We start from the raw sequence: 24526 nt of genomic DNA, 5'->3' as shown, positions 1-24526 counted from the left end.
CTTACTCGGGAAACTTTTCTGAAGCCTTGAGCATCTTTGCAGTGAGCGATTCCTTACAGTTTTCTACACCCAGTCGAGGGCCTGAATACAGGAGCGATCCGCCGTGTTTGCCACCTCCTGGGCCCAGATCGACGATCCAGTCGGCCAGGTTTACCACATCCAGATTGTGCTCAATGATAATGATGGTGTTCCCGTTGTCTCGAAGCTTCAGCAAGAGATCCATGAGCAGTTGAATATCCAGCCAGTGCAGACCGGTCGTAGGCTCATCGAGAATGTAGAGCGAAGCCCCCTGCTCTTTCTTACTCAGCTCAAGCGACAATTTTATGCGTTGTGCTTCGCCGCCGGATAAAGTGGTCGCAGATTGACCCAGGCGAATGTAACCCAACCCAACGGCATCCAAAGTTTCCAATTTGCGGTGCACTTTGGGGAAATTCTGAAATACTTCCAGCGCTTCCCTCACACTCATATTGAGAATATCAGCAATCGTATGCCCTTTGAATCTCACTTCAAGCGTCTCACGATTGTATCGCTGCCCGTGGCAGCTAGGACAATCAACGTAGGTGTCCGCGAGAAACTGCATATCGAGTTTTATAACCCCAGCACCCTGACAACGTTCACATCTTCCACCTTTGACGTTGAAACTGAATCGAGCTGGCTTGTACCCACGAACCTTAGATAACGGCGTTTGGGAAAACACCTGGCGCAAAAGATCAAATAACTTAATATAAGTTGCCGGATTCGAACGTGGTGAACGACCAATGGGTGATTGGTCCACCCGGACAACCTGCGTAAAATGTTCAAACCCTGTGATTCGATCATGTTTCCCCGGAATGGTCTTGGCCCGGTTTAATCGAAAGGCAGCGGCATTAGCCAGTATGGTATTTACCAAGGTCGATTTACCAGATCCTGATACCCCTGTAACGCAGGTCAGCAATCCAACCGGGAAGGATGCATCTATAGAACGTAAGTTGTGCTCTCTAGCTTTGTGTATTTCCAGAAAGCGATCACCGACTTCTCGAGTCGGGCTGTTCTTCATCACTGTCAATTTACCACTGAGAAATGGACCCGTTCGGGATTTCGGAGCTTCCATGCAACCCTCAACGGAACCGCTATAAATCAAGTGACCGCCTTCGATACCAGCGCCAGGACCTAGTTCGATAATGGTGTCGGCTTGTTTCATGGTCTCCTCATCGTGCTCAACCACGACCACCGCATTTCCGCGATCTCTTAGATCCAAGAGTGTCTGAATCAGCTTTTCGTTGTCGTGAGGGTGTAGACCAATGGAGGGCTCATCCAAGACATAGACCACTCCGACCAGGCCCATGCCCAATTGAGTCGCCAACCTTACACGTTGCGATTCACCCCCACTCAAAGTGCTGAACTCACGCTCCAGATTCAGGTAGCCCAGTCCCACTTCGTCCACAAACTCCAAGCGCTGGCTTAAGCCCGTTACTATTTCTTCAAATTGTTTTAACTCGCCCCAGTCTGCCTGTCGGTCCCGTACCCAGGAATAGGCCTCCTCAATCGGCATGGCCATAAACTGGTCGAAGCTGAGACCGTTTATAAATACATGGCGAGCAACCGGATTGAGACGCTTACCTACGCAATCCTCACAGGTCTGACTTATCTGATAAGCCATCAGACGCGCACGATAACCGTCGCTGCTGGAATCTTTAGCTGTCCGTACCAACTCTGGAACTACACCTTCAAATGTGGCCGGCACGGGCTTAGCATTTCCACGCTTTAGCTTGAACAAATACTCTTTCTCACCCGAGCCCCAATAAATGAGTTTCTGAATATCCTCACTTAATTCGGACCAGGGAGCAGTTGGGTCAAACGGCACTTGCTCAGCCAACTGCTTAAGCAATGCACTCCGGCGAATGATCATCTGCTTGGATCCGATGCGCCACGCTTTGACCGCTCCCTTTTTTACCGACTTTGAAGGATCCGGTACTAGCAATTCGGGTACAAACTGTAATGTCTTTCCCAGGCCATCGCAAGTAGGGCATGCTCCTTCTCGATGATTATGAGAAAATAGTCGTGGAGTAAGAGGTTCGTATGTTTCACCACAAACAGAACAGGCCAGGTTTTGGCTCAGAGAAACTTCATGCCACGGATCATCTGATGTAGATTGCAACATGAGTATCATACGATCCCTCCCTTCGCGCATTGCCAATTCCATGGAATCGGCAATGCGACTACGCTGATCTTCCCTTACAACGACTCGATCTATTACCAAGTCCAATGTGGCCCGCGGCATGCCCTTGGGTAGCACATTTATATCATCTATCAGCTTCACCTCGCCGTTGACGCGGACCCTGGTAAACCCTCGCTGTTTCAATCGAGGTATTTCCTCCCGAATAACAGACGATCGATCATTTAAATATGGCGCCAGAATCGTCAAACGACTACCCTCTGGTTCTTCAAATACACGTTGCAGGCAATCTTCCAGGGAACGCCTAACAATCAAACCTCCGTCTTTGGGACAATGAGCTTCGCCCATCACCGACCACAATAGACGTCCGTAGTCGGCAATTTCGGTAACGGAGGCAACGGTAGCTCGTGGGTTGTTTCCTGCACCTGAACGTTGTTCAATCGCGATCACCGGAGACAGCCCTTTAATATACTCAACTTCCGGTCGCTTGATTTGCTCCAACAACTGCCGTGCTTTGACCGACAAGCTGTCGACATACTTTCGATATCCTTCTGCATAGAGTGTGTCAAAAGCCAAGGAAGACTTACCGGATCCGCTGACACCTGTGATAACCACCAACTCGCCACGGGGAATTGTCACATCAATGTGCTGCAGATTGTGTTCAGCAGCACCTTTGATAAATATAGGCGGAGGTTGAAAAGACGGTTTGGCCATGGCAGCGGTCGAAGGATCAGTGACAGAATGCGATACAAAAGCTGACTTTAAAACATCGACAAGCATAACGCTGGAGTTGCAAATTGGGAAAAACAAGGCTAGATTTTAAACAATCAGAAACAATAAGAAATAGAACGCCCGATCCATGAGTAATATCCCGATTCTCTACATTAAGCCAGGCTGCCCTTGGTGCAACGAAGCCTTGGCTTTCTTTGGTCAACACGGAGTGGAAGTAAATGTCCAAGACGTCCTTTCGAACCGCGGCTCCATGCAACGCATGGTGGAAATCAGTTCGCAATCACTCACACCTACGTTTGAGTTTAACGATTTTTTCGTGGCCGATTTCTCGACCGAGGAATTTATTTCAGAGTTGGAACAGCGCCCAGATATCAAAACCGAGTTGGGCCTTGGCGAAGAGGATGATTTTTAACCCTTGTCGCAAAAGAAGCATTCACCTAGGTAAGGGAGGCAACATTCCTCCCTTATGAGTGATTCTTCATTGCCGCCACCTTTACTTACACCTTATCAGAAAAAGATCGTTGCCTCTGCGGTAACAGGCGTCGCTTTGGCGCTGATCATCTTTCTCATTCTGGGTGTATTCACCGCAGCTGGGAAATTTCTTTCAGCGTTTTCTTCTGTCATCTGGCCCGTAGCGGTGGCCACGATACTGACGCTGCTTCTCAAGCCGTTAGTTCAGAAGTTTGAGAAATGCCTTAAGATCGGTCGTATTTTTTCCATCGTCATACTCTACAGCTTAATCTTGTTGATCCTCATTGGATCTACTTTGGTCGTTGTACCCACAATTGCGTTACAGGCGATTGATTTGTTTGAGTCGATTCCAGTTATCTACGAAAAGATAATCACTCACATGAATACAACCGCCCCGGGGTGGCTAAGCTTTGTTGAAGACAAGATTAGCACCGAGAATCTGAATGAATTTAGCGATCAGCTGGTTGCGGTCTTGAAAAACGTGCTGACTGCATCGGGTGGTGCCCTGAAAGTATTCGGACAAGGGCTAGCTGGCATGCTCGGATGGCTGGTTGCCGTCGCCATCATTCCGGTGTATCTCTTTTACTTTCTCCAATTTGAGGAAGATGCTGTGCCCCGATTGCGCGACTTTTTACCCTTCCTAAAGAAAGACCACCAAGACGATGTGCTTTTTCTGGTCCGAGAGTTTGTGGGTATGATCGTGGCCTTTTTCCGAGGACAGATCATTATCGCACTCATCATGGGCATCCTGATGGGATTCGGATTCCAGATGGCAGGACTGAAGTCGGGATTCTTTATTGGCCTGACTATTGGTCTCTTGAATTTGATTCCCTATCTCGGATCTATTTTGGGTGTGAGTATTGCCCTTCCGTTGGCCTATTTTCAACCGGACGGAGGATGGATGGTGCTCCTTTGGGTTATCGCAGTCATGATCGCGGTCCAATTGATCGAAGGCTGGATTCTCACTCCAAAAATCATGGGTGACCAGACAGGCCTTCATCCGGTCATGATCATCTTCTCTGTATTTTTCTGGGGCATTGCTCTGAATGGATTGCTAGGAATGATTCTGGCCATACCACTATCAGCCTTCTTCGTTACCTTCTGGCGCCTGGCCAGGTCCAAGTATGTGCCATTGCTGCTTGGGCAAGATAAGCCACCGGATGAGCCTGAACCCGTTACTTAAGAGTAGCGGAATTTTGAAAGTTGTAGGAGCGACCCAACAATCAAAGACAAACGAGTCGCGAACTACCGAGGTCTTGGCAGACAGCACAGCGAAAAACAGTTTCCTCCTACAGTAAGGAGTCGTAATTTATCAGGCAACTATTCGGCAATCCGCTTCGTTACGTCTGCAGGCAACTCCTGGAAGGCTCTAAACTGCCAATGACCTGAGCTCATGCCTTCAGTGAATGTCTGACGTTGAGCCTCATCGGGAAATTCAAAACCAATCAACGCGCGACCGACGCGTTCACCCGTATACTGATAATTAAAGTAACAGATGTTGGCGGACCCGCGGACGGAGTATAAAAAGTCGTGGAGAGCACCCGCGCGCTCTGGAAATTCGAGTTCGATAAAATAAGGATGAGTGATGAGTCGTGATCGAAACGGAATCACTCGGAAGCTGATGTCTGGACTCGAAGTTACATCTTCAAACTCAAGAGAGGCCACCTTCAATTGCTCGGGTAGTTGCTCTAATTCTTCACTCGATCCTTCCACACCCAGGATGGGCCATGAATCGACCTCATGAGTCTTCCCATATTGGAAGTCTACTATATTAAATCCGTCGAGTCCTTCTTCGAGCAAACGCAGTAGTTCTCCCGGATGCTCTCCAATATGAAATCGTAAATAGCGTTTAGTAGCGGAGCCGATACCAGAGGCACTGGAAATATTACCCAGCTGATGGAAGTCCATGTTAGCACCACATAAGATCGAAACTACTTTCTTTCCAGAAAGCTCCGACTGACGCTTCAGGATGGCAGCGAGGCCCATCGCACCTGATGGCTCGGGAATTACTCTCGAAACATTCCAAAGAACTTCGATGGCAGCACTCACCTCCTCATTACTGACCGTCATAAACTCATCCACAACGTCACGACAAACTGAATACGTGAGCTCGCCTACTTGCTTGACCGCAGTACCGTCGCAGAAGACGTCGACGTAATCCAACTCCACGGGTTTCCCCGCTTTGATAGCAGCAGCCATTGAGGCCTGATGCTCGCCCTCCACACCAATGATTCGGGTATCAGGATTTACCTGCTTGAGCCAGGCGGCAATGGAACCGGCCAATCCACCGCCTCCAATCTGCAGAAAAACGATATCAAAAGGACCTTCACCCGACATGATAATTTCGTCGGCTATAGTCCCCTGCCCGGCCATCACCTGCATATCATCATAGGCGTGAATATAGGTGACCCCCTTCTCGGCACTTATTCTTTTAGCCTCATTCGAGGCCTCATCATAAGAATCTCCTTTGAGAACGACTTCCACTTGATCCCCGCCCAGACGTTTGACGGCATTCTGTTTCATCTTAGGGGTCGAAAGGGGCATGTAAATAATAGCCTTCGTTCCTAGCTTCTTAGCAGACAGCGCAACACCTTGAGCATGGTTTCCAGCCGAGGCAGTGATCACACCTTTAGCTAGTTCATCAGAAGACAACTGGCACATGCGGTTGTAAGCACCACGCCATTTGTAGGCATTAATAGGCGATAGATCCTCCCGCTTAATAAAACAGCGAAAATCCGATTGTAGGTCCAACTCCTGCAAAGGCGTAGCAGGCGCCAGAGAATAGACCCGTTGCCGGGCCTTTAGGATTTCACGAATCAATTGATCTTTCATGCCAAGTATAGGTGAACTATGTCGCTAATCTGAGGTATAGTTTCGGCTAAGCAATGTCATTATCGCGCCGTTGTATCCAAAAGAATACAGGAGTAAGTCCACGCTGATGAGTCCACCTTTCATAGCGGAGACAAAAATAGGAATCGGCCGGCAACTGGTCTACCCACGCTTCCACAGCAGCACACTCTGCGTTTCCACCTGCATGACCACGGTAGGCTACCAACGAGATGGCTCCATCGGGTTGAAGATTAACCAAACTTTGCTCCAAGGCCTGCTGAGTTGACTGGCTTTGTGTCACAACTGATTTATCAGATCCTGGCAAGTAACCAAGATTGAATACCACTAGCTTCAAACAACCTTTCTCCTCTTCGGAGAGTTCAGCGCCCAAGGTTTCATGTCCCAGCTCAAACAGTTGCACCCGGGCTGCCAATTGGTTTTTCACCAGAGCAGTACGGGTAGATTCGATTGCGGAGGATTGAACGTCGAATCCAAGCACCTTGCCTTTTTCACCTACCTGTTCTGCCAGAAAAATTGTATCGTGCCCATTACCCACCGTGGCATCTATGCATAGGTCACCCTTCCTGATCAGAGATCGGATAAAACGATGGGCCACCTCAACTGGACTTAAGGAATTCACAAATACTTTCGAAAGCGGTCGACATCTGCCTCAGCCGGAAGTGCTACTCCATCCTCAAGGTAGTCGACCAGTTCCTTTGCCAGTAGAGGTGCCTGCAATGAACCTTTCGAACCCAATCCGTTGAATATGATCCATTCCGGGCACCAGGGATGTTTACCCATTACGGGCTTAAAATCATGCAAGGCCGGTCGAACGCCTGCTTTGGCAGATCGAACCTGAAAGTCTCCATCGACCATGCCGTCTATGGCATCGAGAATCTCAGTCGATGCGGCCTCAGTAAGTTCCTGATTAATATTGTTTAGATCGTAGGTTGCACCCGCTTTAAAGGTCCCGGGTCCGGTGGGGAGCAACCACTTACCTCGATTCAAGACGGGTGAATGGGGGCGCTCGGGCCCATGGAGATCAAGAATTTGTCCCTTCGCATGTCGAAAAGGAAGGTCACGAAAGTAGCTATTCTCACTCGCCAGAAATCCCTGGGTGAAAATGACAGCCTTAGCAGAAATATTTTTCCAGCGCACCTCCCCGGGTTCACGAGAGACATCTGTGTCAGACCAAGTATCGGTCAATACTGCAGATTCTTGATCCAAAAACTGCCTAACGCGTTTTATGAACAGAGCCTGATCTACGTAGCCTGTCTGATTCAGGCGATAAGATGGCTCCTCGTATTTACAAAAGGGTACATCTTCCATGCTTCCCGGATATTCCACGTCGATGCCTTCAAAGCCTCCTGCTTCCCATTTCTTTTCAAAGCGTGCCTGCTCCTCGTCGTTTTTAAAAAACCTAAGCAGAGGTATTTTATGAAAAAAGAGGTCACCCAGCAGCTCTTCCCAGCGGACGTAATCGCTCTGCAAAAAATTCCAAAACTCGAGAAAACGCCAGGTAAGGGCATGGCGACGGCCTGTAATCGGATTAATGAGTCCAGCAGCGACCTTGGACGCTGCGTGCTTGTGCCCATCGTCGATAACTCGTATCAGTTTGCCTCTCTTCAAAAGATTCAATGCGAGCAAACTGCCCGCGAGGCCTTGCCCCACGATCAGGTAATCCACTTGCACTCTTGAATCGCTTCCCATGATTTCCGACTCAGCATTTCATAACTTCAGCTAGTATCAAAACCGAAAACGCAGTTATATTTCCCTACAGTTTCAAAACATCGTACCGAGCCGTAGGCGACATCACCCAATGTGATGAGGAACAAGGCGCAGATTACAAGCACGTGCGGGAGCGCAGGTCCCTACGTGACCAAACTGTTGTTATTCTACGCTGCGCTTGTAGATGTGTCTTCGCTCCGCTCATCGGTAGTAATCTGGAAAGCAGTTCATCGCGCATGTCGATGTTAGCCGTCATACCGAGCACCTGTGCGGCAGCGAAGCGAACAACAAGGGCGTTTTGGGGAGTTGTGCCAATTTCCTCAGAAATCATCCATCCACAATTTTTTAATTTTAACCCCTTGCACTTTTGAAGGCGTTTGAAGCGGTAGGGATTATATTTAGATGGCTTCATTTTCTGTCCCTGGATGCTGTCTTGGTTGGCGTGGTCTGGCAAAAGATCTTCTTTCTTCAGTGGGGAAGAACCTGGCACTGGAAGTACGCCGTGATCCTCGGTAGCGCAATTTGGTTGGCCTACATGGCAGACCGACTGTTTGACACCTTGTCACTGGATAAAGAAAAGCCCATCACGCGCAGGCATCAATTTATCAGAAACAATTGGAAGGCCATCGTAGTAATCTGGGGAACCCTGTTTATAAGTATCCTTATATTCTCTATTACAAACCTCTCCCACACAGAATTCTGGGGAGGCATCTGGCTGGTTATACTCATCAACCTGTACTTCCTGCTTATACGGTTATCGCGAGGAATCCCTTTTCTCGGTTCGCTCAAAGAAATCATAACCGGCACTTTATTCTCAATAGGCGTATCCTATTTTCCATTACTCCTGCTGTCAGATCCAGACAGCCAAGTATATATTGATCAAATTCTATTCGCCATACTCTGCTTCTCAAACGTGCTCTTAATTAGCCACTGGGACCACTCCATCGATAAGGAGCAAAAGGAAAAGAAACTCAGCCAACTCAGAATTCACCACGACGTAATTTTGAAGCTCCTTCTAGTCGGACAAGTGTCTGCGTCTATACTTTGGGTAATTACAAGCGTTGGAATTTTCAATTGGGCCTTACTGCTTTCAGCTGTTTGCCTTTGGATGCTTTATCTACAAGCGAAATTGAATGGAACAGATAAGCTGAAGTTCTTGATTGATGCTCCGGTCATCCTCCCCGTGATACTCTTCCTTTTCTTCTAAACAGCACGCAAATACCCCTTACAAGTTGTAAATCTGGAGCACCGAAAAAAGATTAATTCAACCCGAGTTTTCACACTGAGTTCACTGTTTGACGATCATACGATCTTCTAACAGCGTAATTAATATTATGATTCTATCTTTTGAAAACCTATCACCTAACGAAGTTTACTACACGCTGATTCAAAGCATCGTTCCCAGGCCCGTAGCCTGGGTCCTAAGTGAGCATGAAAACGGAAGCTACAATCTCGCACCGTTTTCTTACTTCAATGGTGTTTCCAGCAGTCCACCGATCGTATCCATATCGGTGGGACGCAAAGACGATGGCAGCCAGAAAGATACCTGGAACAACATTGAGAATAGAAACCACTTTGTTATCCACATACCTCATCGAGAAATGGCCGAAGCCGTAACCGCATCGGCAGCGAGTCTGGGACAAGGAGAATCCGAGATCGAACATCTCAAGCTTGAAACAGAATCCGTTGAAGGCTGGCCACTGCCTCGACTGAAGGAATCACGGATCGCTTTGCTTTGTGAGCGCTTTGCTATTCATGCGATCGGAGCCGCTCCTCAAGGATTAATCCTGGGCAAAGTGACCGCTGCCTACTTGGACGATACCGTTGCTGAACAAACAGGAAACCGTTTGAAAATAGATGCCAAGAAGCTCGATCCGATAGCGCGTCTCGGAGGTAATGACTATACTACGCTTGGCGATATACTGACGATTGTTAGGCCAGATTAGGTTTGTTTGGCGGACTGTCTTAATCAGATACAGGGAATCTGTTGTAGGAACTGCTTTAGCTGCGAAATTGTTTACACCAATATCTCTAATAGAGATGAACCACTTCACGAAAGAAGTGAGAAGGCCCTACAAAGGCACAGAAGGCTCAAAACTGCCAACGTGAATTATTGATCTTGTTTTGTGTTTTATGTGCTTTTTGTGGTTGATTGATCGCAGCTGAAGCAGCTCCTACACAGCGATCCTTGATAATAGGGCCGAGTACACTGTCCGCACATGCGCACCCGGCCCCACGCTTCAACAAATGAACATTCGGCATCGCTCATGAGCAGCGGGCTTGATCCCCGATCGAGCCGTCTTGGGATCGGCGCCCTCGGCGAGGTCGCCCTACCTGACACTGTGTTCCAATAGAGTTACTCCGCCTGAACAACGAGCCTGAGTTCAGTGTCATCGTCACTGCTTTCCAAACTGCAGGAACGTTGGCGGCCGAACCTCTGGAAACCAACGTCCTCAAGCGCTCGCGTACAAAGGGTGTTTCGTTCCAAGCAAGTGGTGAACAGTTGAGACAAACCGAGATCAGTCATAGCAAACGATACCACATCGGCCAGGTAAGCGATAGCTTGACCCGTTCTCCAGCAGGAGGACTCGACCCAGAAAAGAAGATTCGCTTGAGTGGCATCCACCGAGTCGCGCTGAATACTGAAGACACCGGAGAGATCCTCTTCGACGTAGAGTGCTAACATATGGGACCCCGCTTTACTTGCCTGATGAAGGCTACGTTGAATAAGCGACTGCGCACCATTGGAGAAGTAGGCATGCGGCATGTTGGACCATTCATTCATGGTCGGATCATTTACCACTCGCTGCAAATCATGGGCGTGGCGCCATTCGAGGGGTTCCAGTTTGGGTTGTATGCGTCTGTTATTCATGACGAGTTTTGGTTATGTGAAATAAAAAAACCCGCTCCTTTCCGGGAGCGGGTTTCATGAAATTGGTTTTGTTATTCTGTTATCTAACAGTCAGTTTCATACCCGCTCCTTGCATCCATTTATTGGACACAATCACAAATGCCACCACGGAAATCGCGGAGGTTGCGGAGAGATGCATGTGAAGATTTTGAATCATTAAAGATCTTCTAGAAATCCTGACTGATAGGATAAGTCAAATCCAATGTGCGTAATAAATTGCTAAAAGTGAATTGGGAGAAGCCACAAGATGCACAAATAACACTTGCGTGTTTGAAAAATGTAGGAGCGGGTTTACCCCGCGATTTTCGATAGCCGACCGAGCGACCGGGGCATAAAGCCCCTCCTACAATTTGCGTCAGTTAAAACAATTAAAGTGCGTCAGCAATACGGTCCATGGCTTCCACCACATTCTCGTAGGAGTTGAATGCTGAGAGACGGATATGGCCTTCACCACAAGTTCCGAATCCGGCACCAGGAGTACAAACAACGCCTGCCTTATTGAGCAGCATGTCGAAGGCATCCCATGAATCGGTCGCCATGTTAATCCAGATGTAAGGTGAGTTGTCACCCCCTACGCAGCTCAAGCCGAGAGCCTGTACCTTTTCACGAATGTGCTTAGCATTCTTCAAGTAGAAATCAGTCAACGCACGTGTCTCAGCCTGGCCTTCTGGAGTAAACACAGCAGCCGCTGCTTTTTGCACCGGATAGGAAGTGCCATTGAATTTTGTGCTGTGACGACGTGACCACAATCCATGCAGACCAATCTCCTCACCCGAGGAATCAACCCCCTTCAACTTCTTAGGCACGATGGTGTAAGCACAACGGGTTCCAGTGAATCCGGCATTCTTGGATAGGCTGCGAAATTCGATCGCTACTTCATCTGCACCCTCAATTTCGTAAATCGACTGAGGCAGTGATTCGTCCCGGATGAATGCTACATAAGCTGCATCATAAAGAATGATCGCCTTGTTTTCACGAGCGTAGTTCACAAAAGCTTCCAACTGCTCCTTGGTCGCAGTCGCACCGGTAGGATTGTTGGGGAAACAAAGGTAAATTACATCAACCGGTGTACTGGGCAGGGATGGGAAGTAATTATTCTCAGGTGTGCATTCGAGGTAAACCAAGCCTTCGTAACGATCGTTTACGTTCGCACCAGTACGGCCAGCCATCACATTGGTATCGACATAGACGGGGTAGACTGGATCCGGCACAGCGATGCGACAATCGTCGGCAAAGATCTCCTGAACGTTACCGGAATCGCACTTGGCGCCATCGCTCACGAATACTTCGTCTGCACTGATGGGTGCACCTCTCGACTGGTAATCCACCGCGGCAATCGCTTCACGGAGGAATGGATAACCTTGCTCAGGGCCATAGCCACGAAAGGTATTTCGGTCTGCCATTTCGTCGATTCCGTCATGAAAGGCTTTCAATACAGTGTCGGGTAAAGGCTCGGTTACATCCCCGATGCCCAATTTCAAGATAGGGCGATCAGGATTGGCGGCCTGGAATTCAGAAACGCGGCGTGCAATGTCAGCAAAGAGGTATGAAGCCTTTAGCTTGAGAAAGTTTTCGTTGATCTTGGTCATAATTTAAGGGCGAGAAATTGATAAAGAGAAAATTGAAAGTCAAAGGCTTTACCTGAGACTTTCATGGATGCCGGTCTTAGGAGTGAGCCCCTTACAGCTTTTCTTCCACTACCGGATTCTTGAGAGTGCCAATGCCTTCAATGCTGATTTCGACGACATCCCCTTCTTTCAGGAACACCTGTGGGGTTCGAGCCGCTCCAACTCCATCCGGTGTGCCAGTGAGAATGGTGGTTCCCGGTAAAAGGGTATTTCCACCGCTCAGGAATGAAATCACTTTTGCCACGCTGAAGTGCATATCTTTGGTATTTCCGTCCTGCATGAGCTCGCCGTTGACACGGGTCTGTAGCGTCAAGTTGTTCGGATCGGGAATTTCATCTGGACTCACTATTTGCGGGCCCAGCGGGCAAAAGGTATCAAAAGTCTTTCCTCTGCAGTACTGCCCACCCCCCCACTCTTTTTGCCAGTCACGAGCACTGACGTCATTAGCGATAGTGTAGCCGAGGACATATTCTAAAGCCTCCTCTTCAGACACATTCTTACAGGGCTTTCCGATCACGACGGCCAATTCCCCCTCGAAGTCGACTTTGTCGCTGCGTAGATGACGCGGAAGAACGATTTCCTGCTCCGGAGCAATGACCGTAGTGGGCGCTTTCATGAAAATGACCGGGTAATCCGACATTTTAGTTCCCGTCTCCTTGCCATGCAGTGGGTAATTCGTTCCTACGGCGAAAATGGTCACCGGTGAGACTGGCGCCAGCAATCGCCCAGCCTCCACACGCTCGTCCGTCACTTCGAGGTTACCGGTATCATCCAAGCCCGTTCGGTAATAATTTCCATCATCGCCACGAGCCGCAAAGTAGGCGACTCCGGAATCATCTGCATATCGAATCAATCGCATGGAAGAATTAGGGGGCGACAGGACTTGCAGGTCAACACCCCTTGAAACAGAATTTGCAACTATTCACCCCGATTGTGTGCCATAAAAGAGGATCCATAAAATTTCCCATTTCTCTCCCCATGATAACTGAATTAAAACACTTTGCAAAAGTCATAGGATTACTGCTCGGAACCGCTTTTATTATTTTTCTGGTGAATCAAGTAGCCGGTGTGGTTGGGCTGGCCAGTGAGTTACATTCGTACTTTGGAATCCTGGTATTAGTCCTCGCCATAGCCGGAATCGGCATGCTTACCCTCTATCCACTTTTCCTATGGTGGAAAATGCCACCTGCGCTCGTACCCCCTGAAAATAAGCATTCCAGCGCTTACGAGAATTACCTTCAAGCTTGTAGAAAAAGGCTTCAATCAATTCCCCATGTGCTGGAGGCAGGCATTGATGTGATGGAAGAAGATGGGCTCGCATCGGCCAGCAAGGTTCTTGAGCAAAAGGCATTGAAACTGACCCAAGGATCCTCCGGTGCGGTGTTCCTAAGCACAGCCATCTCACAAAATGGCAGTCTGGATGCTTTCATGGTCCTAACTGCCCAAATGCGACTGGTATGGGGAATTGCCAAAATCTATAACCAACGCCCTAATCCTAAAGAGTTACTCTGGCTCTATACCAATGTAGTGGGTTCAACTTTCGTAGCCGGGCAGTTGGATGATGTGGACATCGGAGGGCAAGTCACGCCCGTCATCTCGAAGGTTATGGGCAACATGGCAGGAGGTGCTATTCCCGGGTTCGCTACAGCATCGAACATCTTAACCAATATGATCTTCGAGGGATCGGTGAATGCATTCTTGACCTTACGCGTGGGTGCAATCGCCCGGATCTACTGTGATCCACTCAACCGAGAAACTAAGAAAGGGGCCCGAAAAATCGCCATGAAGGAAGCTGCCATTCACTTGGGTAGTATTGTGGCAGAGGGCTCACAGAAAGTTTCCTCTACCTTCTGGAACGCTTCGAAGGGTGCCGCAGGCGATGTAATTGGCAAAGCAGGGGGCGCAGTCAAAGGCGTTGGCTCAACCGTCAAGAAGACGCTCTCCAAAGTCGGGAAGCCGTTTCGCAATCCTTAAGGATTAGGCTGGCTCGCTCGTCGTCGACCCCGAGGTGCATGTTCAGAAGGTGTGAGAACGTCGTTTTCCTCAATCCATCGCTGCAAGTCAGCGAGCATCGCCTTTGCGACATCGGGATGTGCATTCGAAAGCTCTTCTTGTTCGGATAAATCATCAGTCAAATGGTAGAGTTCAAAGTCCCCGGACCTGTGCGTTAAAATCAATTTATAAGGGTCTTGAATGAGCACCGCATTCAGTTGGCGACTGAAGTAAAGCCCATTCCGCTCACGCGACACTTGGCCTACGCCTTCATTCATCAGCACCGACTTAAAAGAACCTCCTTCCAGCTCCTTGGGCAGCTCCATTTTCGGGCTTACCAAATCTGTAAAGGTGGGAAGGAAATCATAACCGATTACCGGGACTTCTGAATAAGTACCCGCAGCTATTCCTGGCCCGACGACCATGAACGGGACTCGAATGCCTCCTTCATAGTAAGATCCCTTGCCCGCCCGGAGGGGTTTGTTGAAAAGAGGAAACTGCCTGGCCGTGCCACCATTATCAGAGGTGAAGAAAAGGTAGGTCGAATCTGAGATCCCCATTTCGTCAACGGTATCGATGATACGCCCTATCGCATGATCGAGATCCTCCATCATAGCGGCATACCAATAAGCCGTGTGCAACTTGCCTGGTGTTCGGCTTTTGTGTTTCTCCAAAGTCTCAGCCTTTGCCTCCGCCGATAGATGAATAAAATAGTGAGACACCTGCAGGTAAAATGGATTTTCCGCGATTGCCTGATGCTTGATAAACTGAACCGCGTTATCAGTTATGGAGACAGATCGCTTTGGATCCTCGTGAGCCCAAAACTTGGTTTGGTCGGTCGTTTTCTGCCGGCCGGTTTGATTACCCGTTCTGCCATCGGATACATCATACCCCCGCTCTCCCGGATGAGCATACATGTGCCATTTCCCAAAATGCGCGGCCTTGTATTCCGGATGCGCAGACTTGATAACCTGAGGAATGCTTGGCGATTGAACATGTTCAGGGTAATTAGTACCTTGATTGGTCGTTTTCTTGAGCTTGGCGGGTGTCATCCCAAATTGAATCGAATGACGGGAAGGCGAACAAACCGGATGCGGTGCGTAGGCCTGAGAAAAGGTCATCCCTGAATCGGCCAATCGCTGCAGGTTGGGCGTGAGATAAAAATCGGACCGCGTATCGTCACGCCCCTGAATCATAGGGACCTGGGTGTTATTCCAACCCTGATCATCGGTAAGAATCAGGATGATATTGGGAGGCGGTTCACTACTCAGTGTTTGAGCCTGAGTGAAAATGAGAAGAAATGCGAAAATCAGGGAAGCGGTTTTGAACATGAGCGTGCTGGGTATACAGCCGCTAATTTATTCAAAGAGTCGATTGCATGACAACCTACAACTAGCCCCAAAGCGACCTACTCCACCGTGCTTTCCTGGAGCAGGATATTCCGCTTCTCACAATCGAGGATGACCAAAGCTCCAAAGGGTATGGTGAGTTTGGGTTTAATATGTCCGAAAGGCACGTTCATCAAAACGGGTACGCCTAAGCCTCCCAAGCGTTCTTCAAAAACTTCTTCCATAGTCTGCAAACCCTGCCGATTGTCGTTTTTGCGTTGAGCATCCGAATAACGAAAATCTCCAAGAACAATTCCGGCTACGCTTTCAAGAACTCCGGCATTCATCAACTGAGTCAGATATCGATCGATCCGATACGGTCCCTCTCCCACATCTTCAAGAAACAGGATCGAGCGATTAAAATCAGGGAAGAAACGAGTTCCCATCAATGAACAGATCAAAGATAGGTTTCCACCCATCAGCCGTCCGTATGACTCACCTCCGACAATCGAAAGCGGATAACTCAGATTGAAAGGCTCTGAGATTAAAGGCCCATTCCTCTTCTCACCTGTCAGCAGTGGCATCGCATGTCCCCAGGACACTTCGTCAGGACGATTTTCCACCAAATCCGACATGAGAACAGGACCCGAGAAGCTGGGCATGTCACAATATCTCCAAAGCGCACAGCTCAAGGCCGTAATATCACTGAATCCCATAAAAATTTTGGGCTGCTCAATCGATTCCCAATCAATAAGCTCCAATAGCCGAGTGGAACCATAGCCGCCACGCACACAGAGAACGGCATCGCTTTCATCATCGGCAAATGCGTCTTCAAAATCACGGGCTCTTTCACCATCTGTCCCTGCGAGGTAACCGGATCGGCTAAAAATGACATCCGAGTACTTTACGTTATACCCCAGGGTCTCGAAGGCGGAGATGGCATTCTCCAAAGCTGACCGGTCATTGGGCGGGCTCGATGGAGCAACTAAACGTATGGTAGCTCCAATCTTTAGGGCCGCAGGTTTATTCATAAAACCTGAGTAAGAGGAAATGCCAGATATTCACCACCAAAAAACTTGCAGCCCATGCTCATTTAAAGACTCTTTTAACGCATGGCTCGTAAATATTGGCTCATGAAATCAGAACCGGATGCTTTTTCCTTCGAAGATTTGAAGAACTGTCCGAAAAAAACCGAACACTGGGATGGCATTCGTAACTACCAGGCAAGAAACTTTATGCGCGACGATATGCAAAAAGGTGACTTGGTCTTGTTCTATCACTCGAATGCCGGAGCAGAAACGGGCGTGGTAGGTCTCGCAGAGATCGTTTCCAAGGAGGCATACCCCGACCATACGGCTTGGGACAAGAAAGAGAAATACTACGACGAAAAGTCCACACAGGAAAACCCACGTTGGCTCATGGTTGATGTGAAATATAAGAAGCCGTTCAAAACCCCTGTCACGTTGAAGGAATTAAAGGGGCAGAAATCACTAGCAGATATGAAGGTGGTTCAACGGGGACAACGGCTCTCCATCCAACCGGTGGAAAAGAAGCATTTTGACCGCGTTTGCAAAATGGGCGGAGTCAGTATCTAGGAGTATATTGGTTCATGCAGAATTCCTTCAGAATTCTTCTCATCCTAGGCTTCCTCATGCAAGTTGTAGGCCGGTATATTGGCAGCCAGGAAACAGAGTTTATTCCCGGCTTTCCTCCCTTTTACCTGATGGTCTTCGGAATAGCGATCTTCACTTTGGGAAGCATTCAATACGCAAGGTCCAAAGGGCGTCTATGGACCTGGGGACTTTTCGGGATTGTCCTTCCATTTTTTCTAATCGTGGTGCTCATTCCCAGGCGTACGTTCGATGATTAAATAGCATTGAGATGCCAATAAATTCGGTCATACTCTGAGCGATAAACCCTATTATACTCCCGAAATCAATGCTACCCGTTGATTCCGCTGGTTAATAATTTCTAAAACAAGAGCTTTCATCGCTATTATTTTTGTTAGAAAGACGGCTTCAAAGAGCATTTCATGGTATTAAAATATTTCACCTTTTCCACTGACATTTCTCCCATCCTTAAGCCTGCGACTAAAATGATTAAGTTCTTCGGCTTGAGAAGGTGATGCTTATCTAAACTATCAACTTTGCTCAGTTAATTTGAAACCCTCATTTTCAATTATAACGTTTGTCCGTGGTCCCTGCGAGTGCGACCCAAGCACTTTGAAGAACACATGGAAGTCTTTAAAAAGTTAGGCCATCCATTAAGCTTATCGGAGCTCTATAAATCTTTCCAGGCCGGAAAAGTTCCAGACCGATCAATCACTATCACTTTTGACGATGGTTACTTTAACAATCTGCAACTAGGGAAACCCATATTAGAGAAGTACGACGTCCCAGCGACGGTTTTTGTTACAACCAGTTTTGTGGAGCACGGTTTGTCCTATTGGTGGGATGAACTTGAGTACGCCTTAATGCGTCCAGGTCAGCTCCCGGATCAACTCACTCTAAGACTCAACGGAAATGAACACCATTGGGATCTTAACGGTGCAGCAGAATTTACAGAGGACCAGGCTAAGAAAGAAAACCTCCCACACCCTTGGTTCGCCGAGGAAGGAACCAGAAGTCACTTCCATTTCTCGGTATGGGCCGCGCTTCAAGATTATTTGCCTGATGAACAACGAGCGCTTGTAAAACAAGTCATTGACTGGGCTGGAATTTCAGCTCGCGAGCTTAAAGACTCTTATCGCCCTATGACACCCGAAGAGTTGCACATTCTGGAAAAGGATAACTTGGTTTCAATAGGAGCGCATACCGTTCATCATCCAATGTTGGAAAGGCATTCTGCCGAAATACAACGTCGAGAAATCCTCCAGAGCAAAGAGTATCTAGAGTCTGTTTTAAATCACCCGGTGAAACACTTCGCTTACCCCTTTGGAAACTACAATGACGATACAGAGGGAATTTTAGAAAAAGGTGGGTTTGACTGCGCCTGCTCTACACAAGGAGAAGCGGTCTGGAAAAAGAGCGATCAATTCTTCCTACCGAGGATGGAAGCCACTGATCTGAGTGGTGAAGAAATGGAACAGACGCTGGAAACTTGGTTCAATTGCTAGTGTCTTCCCTCTTTAGATTTTGAGGAAAGCGAAACCGAGGTTTGCAATAAGGAATCAAACGATTTGATATTCGGGTATGATTACCCGAAGAGATTTCCTTAAATCAAGTGCAGCCGTTACCCTGGGTGCTTCTATACAATCCGGATGCAGCTCCGAAGAAGAAGTCTCCAAGGCAGAAGGCTCTAAGTCTGTATCCAAGCCAAACATACTGTATGTATTTTCAGACCAGTGGCGCCACAGCGACCATGGTTATGCTGGCAATGAGGATGTAATCACACCGCATCTAGACAAGCTGGCGAGCCAAAGTGTAAATTTCACTCATGCGGTTTCGGGTATTCCTGTCTGCTGTCCGCATCGGGCCACCTTGATCACTGGTAAGTATCCACTCACTCATGGACTGTACCTGAATGACCTGTCACTTGCTCCCGAACATCGCAGCATTGCACATTGCCTAAACGATGCCGGGTACGAGACCGGATGGATTGGCAAATGGCATATCGATGGGCAGGGCCGCGAAAACTACACACCCCCCGAACGCCGCCAGGGATTCAATTACTGGCGCACCCTGGAATGCACACACAATTACAATAAGTCCCCCTACTATGGTGATACACCGGAGAAAATGTATTGGGAGGGCTACGATGCGATCGAACAAACTCAAGAAGCTCAGGGTTACATCGAGCGTCATGCAAATTCCGATACCGACTCACCCTTTGCTCTTTTTCTTTCATGGGGACCACCCCATGCGCCCTACCAAACGGCACCTCAAAAATACCACGATCTCTATACCGATAAGAAAATCACATTGAGGAAGAACGTACCTAAAGAACAGCAGGAAGAAGCGATCGAAACCTACAAAGGCTACTACGCCCACATGACAGCACTTGATGATTGCATGGGAGATTTATTGAAATCGCTCGATGACAACGGCCTGACAGACAACACCATTGTGGTGTATACATCAGACCATGGGGACATGCTTCATTCAAGGGGTTTCATGAAAAAGCAACAGCCCTGGGACGAGTCATTGCGAATACCATTCCTTATGAGGTGGCCTGAGAAGTTGCAAAATCAGACCCGAGAAATCTCCATGCCTTTGGATACACCAGACATTATGCCAACTTTATTGGGCTTGGCTCAAACAGATATTCCAGAAGAAGTTGAAGGGATTGATCGCTCCAAAATAGTTCTAGGAACTGAAGGTCCTGATAGCGACCACGCAGCCCTCATCACCTGCCCCTCCCCATTCGGACAATGGAGTCGAGCAAAAGGGGGTCGTGAATACCGCGGCGTAAGAACTACCCGCTATACTTACTGTCGCGATCTTAACGGTCCCTGGCTACTCTACGACAATGAGGCGGATCCGTTCCAAATGGATAATCTGGTCAATGAACCAGCACGCGCTTCGCTTCAAAAGAAGCTTGATGATCGGCTAAACGAACTACTGGCACAAACCAGAGATGAGTTCTTACCTGGCCCGGAATTAATCAAAAGATCAGGCTACGTCGTCAGCTCAAGAACGGAGACAGTCGACTACAAAATTCCGTTCAACCCGGCAAATGTCACCAAAAGCCCCCTTTCCTGATAGTATTTTATATGTGGGTACAAGCTACATTGATTAGATTGGTTTTAACGGCTGCACTCATTGCCCTGGCTGCATGTCAGACAATAGATGTCCCAAGCTACGATCGCACTAAGCTGGATGCCATTGATGCTGCCATAGAAGAGGCCATAGCGGAAAAGAAAACCCCAGGGGGAGTCTTCTGGCTGGAGCATCGAGGTCACCGTTTTGTAAAAGCCTATGGCCATAAATCTATCGAACCTGAAATCGTCCCCACCCAGATGGATACCATCTACGACGCAGCTTCGATTACCAAGGTAGTTGCCACTACTCCAGCCATCATGCTGCTCATTGAACGAGGGGAGATTCTCTTGGACGCCCCTGTCACAAACTACCTCGAAGATTTTAACAATGGAGGTAAGGATACGATTACTATTCGTCATTTGATGACCCATAGCTCAGGATTGCGGCCGGGTATTGGATTAGCCGTGAAGGTGAACGGCGAGAAGCAATCCTGGGAAGGTTACGACACTGCTATAGAGCTGGCGAAGTCAGAGCAAGTGAGGCAGGAGCCAGGAACTGGTTTTATTTATAGTGATATCAATTTCATTCTACTTGGTGAAATCATTCAACAAGTGACGGGCCGAAAACTGGAGGATTTTACAAGAGAAGAAGTGTTCGAACCACTTGGGATGAAAGATACAGGTTATCTTCCTGCTGAAGAGACTTGGAACAGAATTGCAGCGACGAAATGGGTGGATAGAAAGATGCTACAAGGCATCGCCAACAATCCCATCTGCCGAAGAACGGGCGGGGTCCATGGTCATGCAGGCATGTTTACCACGGCTGCTGACTTGGCACGATTTGCGCGAATGATTTTAAATCAAGGAGAACTCAAAGGCCTCCACTTTCTAAAGCCAGAAACCGTAAAACTCATGACCTCGGTCCAATCTCCAGCCCGCATCGACGACTGGCGCGGTCTTGGTTGGGACATGGATACCAGCTACTCCAAGCAGCGTGGTGATCTATTTCCACTAGGTGGTTTCGGGCACACTGGCTTTACCGGCCCGAGCATATGGATCGATCCCTACTCTGAGTCCTTCGTGATATTCATGAGCAATCGGGTGCATCCTGACGGTACCGGTGATGTTCTGGGACTCAGACGAGTACTGGGGACTCTAGCTGCAGAGGCGATTCACGACTACGATTTCATCTCACCCCAAAAAGTGCTCACCAAAGTTCGCAACGGAATCGATGTCCTCGAAACCAAAAGCTTCTCCCAACTTGCGGGCTTGCGAGTCGGCTTAATTACCAATCACACAGGCAAGAACCGAAAAGGAGTATCCACCATAGATTTATTGAACGAAAGTGAAGCAACCGACCTCGTAGCGTTATTTAGCCCCGAACACGGCATCCGCGGTGAACTGGACGAAAAAGTAAACGACAGCCTTGACGAGAAAACGGGACTTACCATTCAGAGCCTCTATGGGAATACACGAAAGCCACTGCCCGATTCTTTGAAAGAACTAGATGCACTCGTGTTTGATATCCAGGACATCGGCTGCCGCTTTTATACCTACATTTCGACCATGGGCTTAGCCATGGAAGCTGCCGCTGAGAATGGTAAGAAGTTCTTTTTACTGGATCGCGTAAATCCGATCGATGGGATCACTGTCGATGGACCTCTTCGCCGTAGTGAGTCTGAATTCATTGCCTACCACGATATCCCCATTCGTCATGGGATGACAGTCGGCGAGCTCGCTCAGATGATTAAATCAGAAAATGGTTTATCTCTAGACCTGACGATCATTCAGGTTGAAGGCTGGCGACGTGAAATGCTTTTTGATGAAACAGGACTTCCCTGGATCAATCCCTCACCCAACATGCGCAACCTCACCCAGGCGCTCCTCTACCCAGGCATTGGACTGCTTGAAACAACAGCGCTATCTGTCGGTCGAGGCACAGACACACCCTTCGAAATCATTGGAGCCCCTTACATCGATCATCTGGAGCTGGCTGAGGAGTTGAACCGACTAAACGTTGAAGGAGTACGTTTTATTCCCATCCAGTTTACTCCTCACTCAAGTAAGTTCGTTGGCGAATTGTGTAAGGGCGTAAACATCATACTCACGGACCGCCAAGCATGTCCCATCGTAGATCTCGGTATCCACATAGCACATACTCTCCATCGACTTTATGCACCTGATTTTGAAATTGGCACGTTTAATCGCTTGCTGAAGCACCCGGAAGTCATTCGACAAATCCGTAAGGGAGTAGCCCCAAGCTCAATAACTCCCAGCTGGCAAAACGAAATTCATTCCTTCAAGGAAAGGCGAAAACCGTTTCTCATTTATTAGCATTCGTAAACGAGCAGGCCTTTATATCCACAAGGAATGAGCTGGGGTAACCGAATCATGAATTGAGGATGGAATGATCAAAGACCGTTTGGAAAGAACCAACTGGATCGACTAAAACCTGGAAGACAGCTTGCTCCCTCGCACAATCTCAGTTCCAATGAGCGGACCCTATTCCCCATGAGAATCAGTTTCTGCCATCTACCCTGTGCTACTTTTTTGTGGGCTCTCTTGGTATTCGTGAGCTCTCTACTTACAATGAGTGGAGCTTTGGAGAATGACATCATCTCTATTGGTCAAGACCGACAGCTGTTCATCGACGATTAAATAATCGAATCAACAGACAACATTAGCAGGCGACTGCATCCCTTGAATAAGGAAACCAAGAATCCATTGGTAGTAGCGGACCAACCCTGGGAGGCTCGGATGGCAGTGCCACAAGGTTCGGTGATCTTCGATAAGGAAGAAAACATCTACAAGATGTGGTACACAACCGATATCCAGCCCAAAGCAAAAGGGCTCGCATGCGCTACGAGTACCGACGGATTAAATTGGACCAAACCGGAGCTCGATATCGTCATTCGAGAGGGCAAGAAGACCAATCTTGTTATCCCGGCCTACAAAATGGGCTACATGTACCAAGCCTACTGCGTAGTAAAAGATCTTCGAGAATCCAATCCGGATCGCAGATACAAACTAGCTTTCCTTTCGATTCAACGAGACCTGCCACAAGACGAGACATCCTCCCATCCAGGCACTCGTCGAGGACTGGGAATCGCCTTTAGTCCGGACGGGCTTCACTGGACGAAAGTCCGAGATTTTGCTTCGGATGATATTGTCGATATCAGCCACGTTCTCGTTGATCCGAAGCGCGATCATTCGTTCGTCATTTATGGCCGTACCCTATACGTTCAACCAGAAATCAAAGAAGCTTGGGGACATCACCCCTGGTTCGAAGAGCATTATAATGGACGGTCGGTTATTCGCTCCACCAGTCCAGACTTTCTCGAATGGACCACTGCTAATTTTGTTTTGGGACCCGATCTAAATGACCCGGTTAGCACGATGATGTATTCGATGAATGTTATTCCCTACCAAGGGATCTATTTGGGCTTTGCTCAAAGGTATATCAGTAAACCTGGCATAGGTACCATCGATATCCAATTAGCGATTAGCCGCGACGGCATCCATTTCGAACGCCCCTTCAGAGAACCTATCATAGGCTTGGGTGAAGTGGGATCGTGGGACCGTTTCATGATTCATCCCATGTCGGGTCCCCCTATCGAAGAAGACAAAATGCTCCACTTCTACTACGGTGGCAGAAATTATCGCCACCGCCCCACTTCGATAACAGATGAGGGCACACCGAAAGGAAGCATCGGTCGCGCTTCTACTTTAATGGATCGATTTGTATCGGTGGAAGCGAGCTACGACGGAGGAACACTGATTAACAAACTCTTTCATTTCAATGGATCCCAGTTGTTTATAAACGGAAATATAGCCTTCGGGGAAATACGTATTCAATTATTGGATTCCAAGGGCAAAGCGATTGAAGGATTCGAATCTAAGATCTATGAAATCGATTCGACAGAAATACCTGTCGCGTTTAAGGGTAGAAATATAGAAGCACTTTCATCTAATCCCTTGCGGATCCAATCCACCCTTCGAAATGCTCAACTCTACTCCTTCAATATTCGTTAAATGATTCCGAACAGAGGCCAA

General features: G+C 48.2%; 20 protein-coding genes. 11 read left to right on the top strand and 9 right to left on the bottom strand.

Translation table 11 applies throughout. The features are described from left to right. Position 1: 1 nt before the first annotated feature. Positions 2-2869 carry an excinuclease ABC subunit UvrA gene (gene uvrA, locus GA003_02730; GenBank protein ID QXD30323.1) on the bottom strand — a complete coding sequence of 956 codons (2868 nt, stop codon included), beginning with the start codon at positions 2867-2869 and terminating at the stop codon, positions 2-4. A 145-nt stretch (positions 2870-3014) separates the two neighbouring features. Here uvrA and GA003_02725 point away from each other — a divergent pair, with 145 nt between their 5' ends. Next, positions 3015-3299 carry a glutaredoxin family protein gene (locus GA003_02725; protein QXD28912.1) on the top strand — a complete coding sequence of 95 codons (285 nt, stop codon included), beginning with the start codon at positions 3015-3017 and terminating at the stop codon, positions 3297-3299. A 54-nt stretch (positions 3300-3353) separates the two neighbouring features. Continuing rightward, a complete protein-coding gene (locus tag GA003_02720; GenBank protein QXD28911.1) occupies positions 3354-4541 on the top strand; it encodes an AI-2E family transporter in 1188 nt (395 codons plus the stop codon). A 137-nt stretch (positions 4542-4678) separates the two neighbouring features. On the opposite strand, the gene ilvA is transcribed toward GA003_02720, so the two are convergent. Genes ilvA through GA003_02705 form a run of 3 tightly spaced genes read right to left on the bottom strand, consistent with a single transcriptional unit; the run spans position 4679 to position 7897 of the window. Then, entirely contained in the window at positions 4679-6190 is a 1512-nt protein-coding gene (gene ilvA, locus GA003_02715) for a threonine ammonia-lyase, biosynthetic (protein ID QXD28910.1), read from the bottom strand. Positions 6191-6236: 46 nt separating this feature from the next. Continuing rightward, complete coding sequence (locus GA003_02710; GenBank protein ID QXD28909.1) at positions 6237-6827, bottom strand: methyltransferase domain-containing protein; 591 nt, start codon at positions 6825-6827, stop codon at positions 6237-6239. Next, entirely contained in the window at positions 6824-7897 is a 1074-nt protein-coding gene (locus GA003_02705; protein ID QXD28908.1) for an FAD-binding oxidoreductase, read from the bottom strand. Before GA003_02705 ends, GA003_02710 begins: the two co-directional genes overlap by 4 nt. Positions 7898-8282: 385 nt before the next feature. Between GA003_02705 and GA003_02700 the strand changes: the two genes are divergently transcribed. After that, positions 8283-9122: a hypothetical protein gene (locus tag GA003_02700; GenBank protein QXD28907.1), complete on the top strand. Its 840-nt coding sequence runs from the start codon at positions 8283-8285 to the stop codon at positions 9120-9122. A 127-nt stretch (positions 9123-9249) separates the two neighbouring features. Continuing rightward, positions 9250-9861, top strand: a complete 612-nt coding sequence (locus GA003_02695; GenBank protein ID QXD28906.1) for a flavin reductase family protein — start codon at positions 9250-9252, stop codon at positions 9859-9861. Between the two features lie 410 nt (positions 9862-10271). Here GA003_02695 and GA003_02690 read toward each other — a convergent pair whose 3' ends face one another. From GA003_02690 to GA003_02680, 3 genes are all read right to left on the bottom strand, one after another. Next, entirely contained in the window at positions 10272-10787 is a 516-nt protein-coding gene (locus GA003_02690) for a GNAT family N-acetyltransferase (GenBank protein QXD28905.1), read from the bottom strand. Positions 10788-11194: 407 nt separating this feature from the next. Continuing rightward, on the bottom strand, positions 11195-12415 hold the full coding sequence (locus GA003_02685; protein QXD28904.1) for an LL-diaminopimelate aminotransferase: 1221 nt from the start codon (positions 12413-12415) through the stop codon (positions 11195-11197). Positions 12416-12506: 91 nt separating this feature from the next. Continuing rightward, entirely contained in the window at positions 12507-13313 is an 807-nt protein-coding gene (locus GA003_02680) for a fumarylacetoacetate hydrolase family protein (GenBank protein QXD28903.1), read from the bottom strand. A gap of 119 nt (positions 13314-13432) precedes the next feature. Between GA003_02680 and GA003_02675 the strand changes: the two genes are divergently transcribed. After that, the gene (locus GA003_02675) at positions 13433-14428 is read left to right on the top strand and encodes a YcjF family protein (GenBank protein QXD28902.1); all 996 of its coding nucleotides are present in this window, start codon (positions 13433-13435) and stop codon (positions 14426-14428) included. On the opposite strand, the gene GA003_02670 is transcribed toward GA003_02675, so the two are convergent. Then, complete coding sequence (locus GA003_02670) at positions 14425-15777, bottom strand: sulfatase-like hydrolase/transferase (protein QXD28901.1); 1353 nt, start codon at positions 15775-15777, stop codon at positions 14425-14427. The genes GA003_02675 and GA003_02670 overlap by 4 nt on opposite strands. A 77-nt stretch (positions 15778-15854) precedes the next feature. Then, positions 15855-16805, bottom strand: coding sequence for an LD-carboxypeptidase (locus tag GA003_02665; GenBank protein ID QXD28900.1), 951 nt, complete (start codon positions 16803-16805; stop codon positions 15855-15857). A gap of 81 nt (positions 16806-16886) precedes the next feature. Between GA003_02665 and GA003_02660 the strand changes: the two genes are divergently transcribed. The 6 genes from GA003_02660 to GA003_02635 all read left to right on the top strand — a co-directional run bounded on the left by GA003_02660 (position 16887) and on the right by GA003_02635 (position 24505). After that, positions 16887-17369 (top strand): EVE domain-containing protein, encoded by a 483-nt coding sequence (locus tag GA003_02660; GenBank protein QXD28899.1) that lies wholly within the window; start codon positions 16887-16889, stop codon positions 17367-17369. A 14-nt stretch (positions 17370-17383) separates the two neighbouring features. Beyond that, positions 17384-17644, top strand: coding sequence for a hypothetical protein (locus GA003_02655; protein ID QXD28898.1), 261 nt, complete (start codon positions 17384-17386; stop codon positions 17642-17644). 363 nt (positions 17645-18007) lie between these two features. Next, positions 18008-18889, top strand: coding sequence for a polysaccharide deacetylase family protein (locus GA003_02650; GenBank protein QXD28897.1), 882 nt, complete (start codon positions 18008-18010; stop codon positions 18887-18889). A gap of 76 nt (positions 18890-18965) precedes the next feature. Continuing rightward, positions 18966-20474 carry a sulfatase-like hydrolase/transferase gene (locus GA003_02645; GenBank protein ID QXD28896.1) on the top strand — a complete coding sequence of 503 codons (1509 nt, stop codon included), beginning with the start codon at positions 18966-18968 and terminating at the stop codon, positions 20472-20474. An 11-nt stretch (positions 20475-20485) separates the two neighbouring features. After that, positions 20486-22807, top strand: a complete 2322-nt coding sequence (locus GA003_02640; protein QXD28895.1) for a DUF1343 domain-containing protein — start codon at positions 20486-20488, stop codon at positions 22805-22807. A gap of 366 nt (positions 22808-23173) precedes the next feature. Then, positions 23174-24505: a hypothetical protein gene (locus GA003_02635; GenBank protein QXD28894.1), complete on the top strand. Its 1332-nt coding sequence runs from the start codon at positions 23174-23176 to the stop codon at positions 24503-24505. The last annotated feature ends 21 nt before the right edge of the window (positions 24506-24526 follow it).

The organism is Opitutia bacterium ISCC 52 (genome assembly GCA_014529675.2).
Taxonomy (GTDB): domain Bacteria; phylum Verrucomicrobiota; class Verrucomicrobiia; order Opitutales; family UBA2995; genus UBA2995.
Note: the sequence above shows the minus strand (reverse complement) of the source record. Positions and strands in the feature narration are given on the sequence as shown.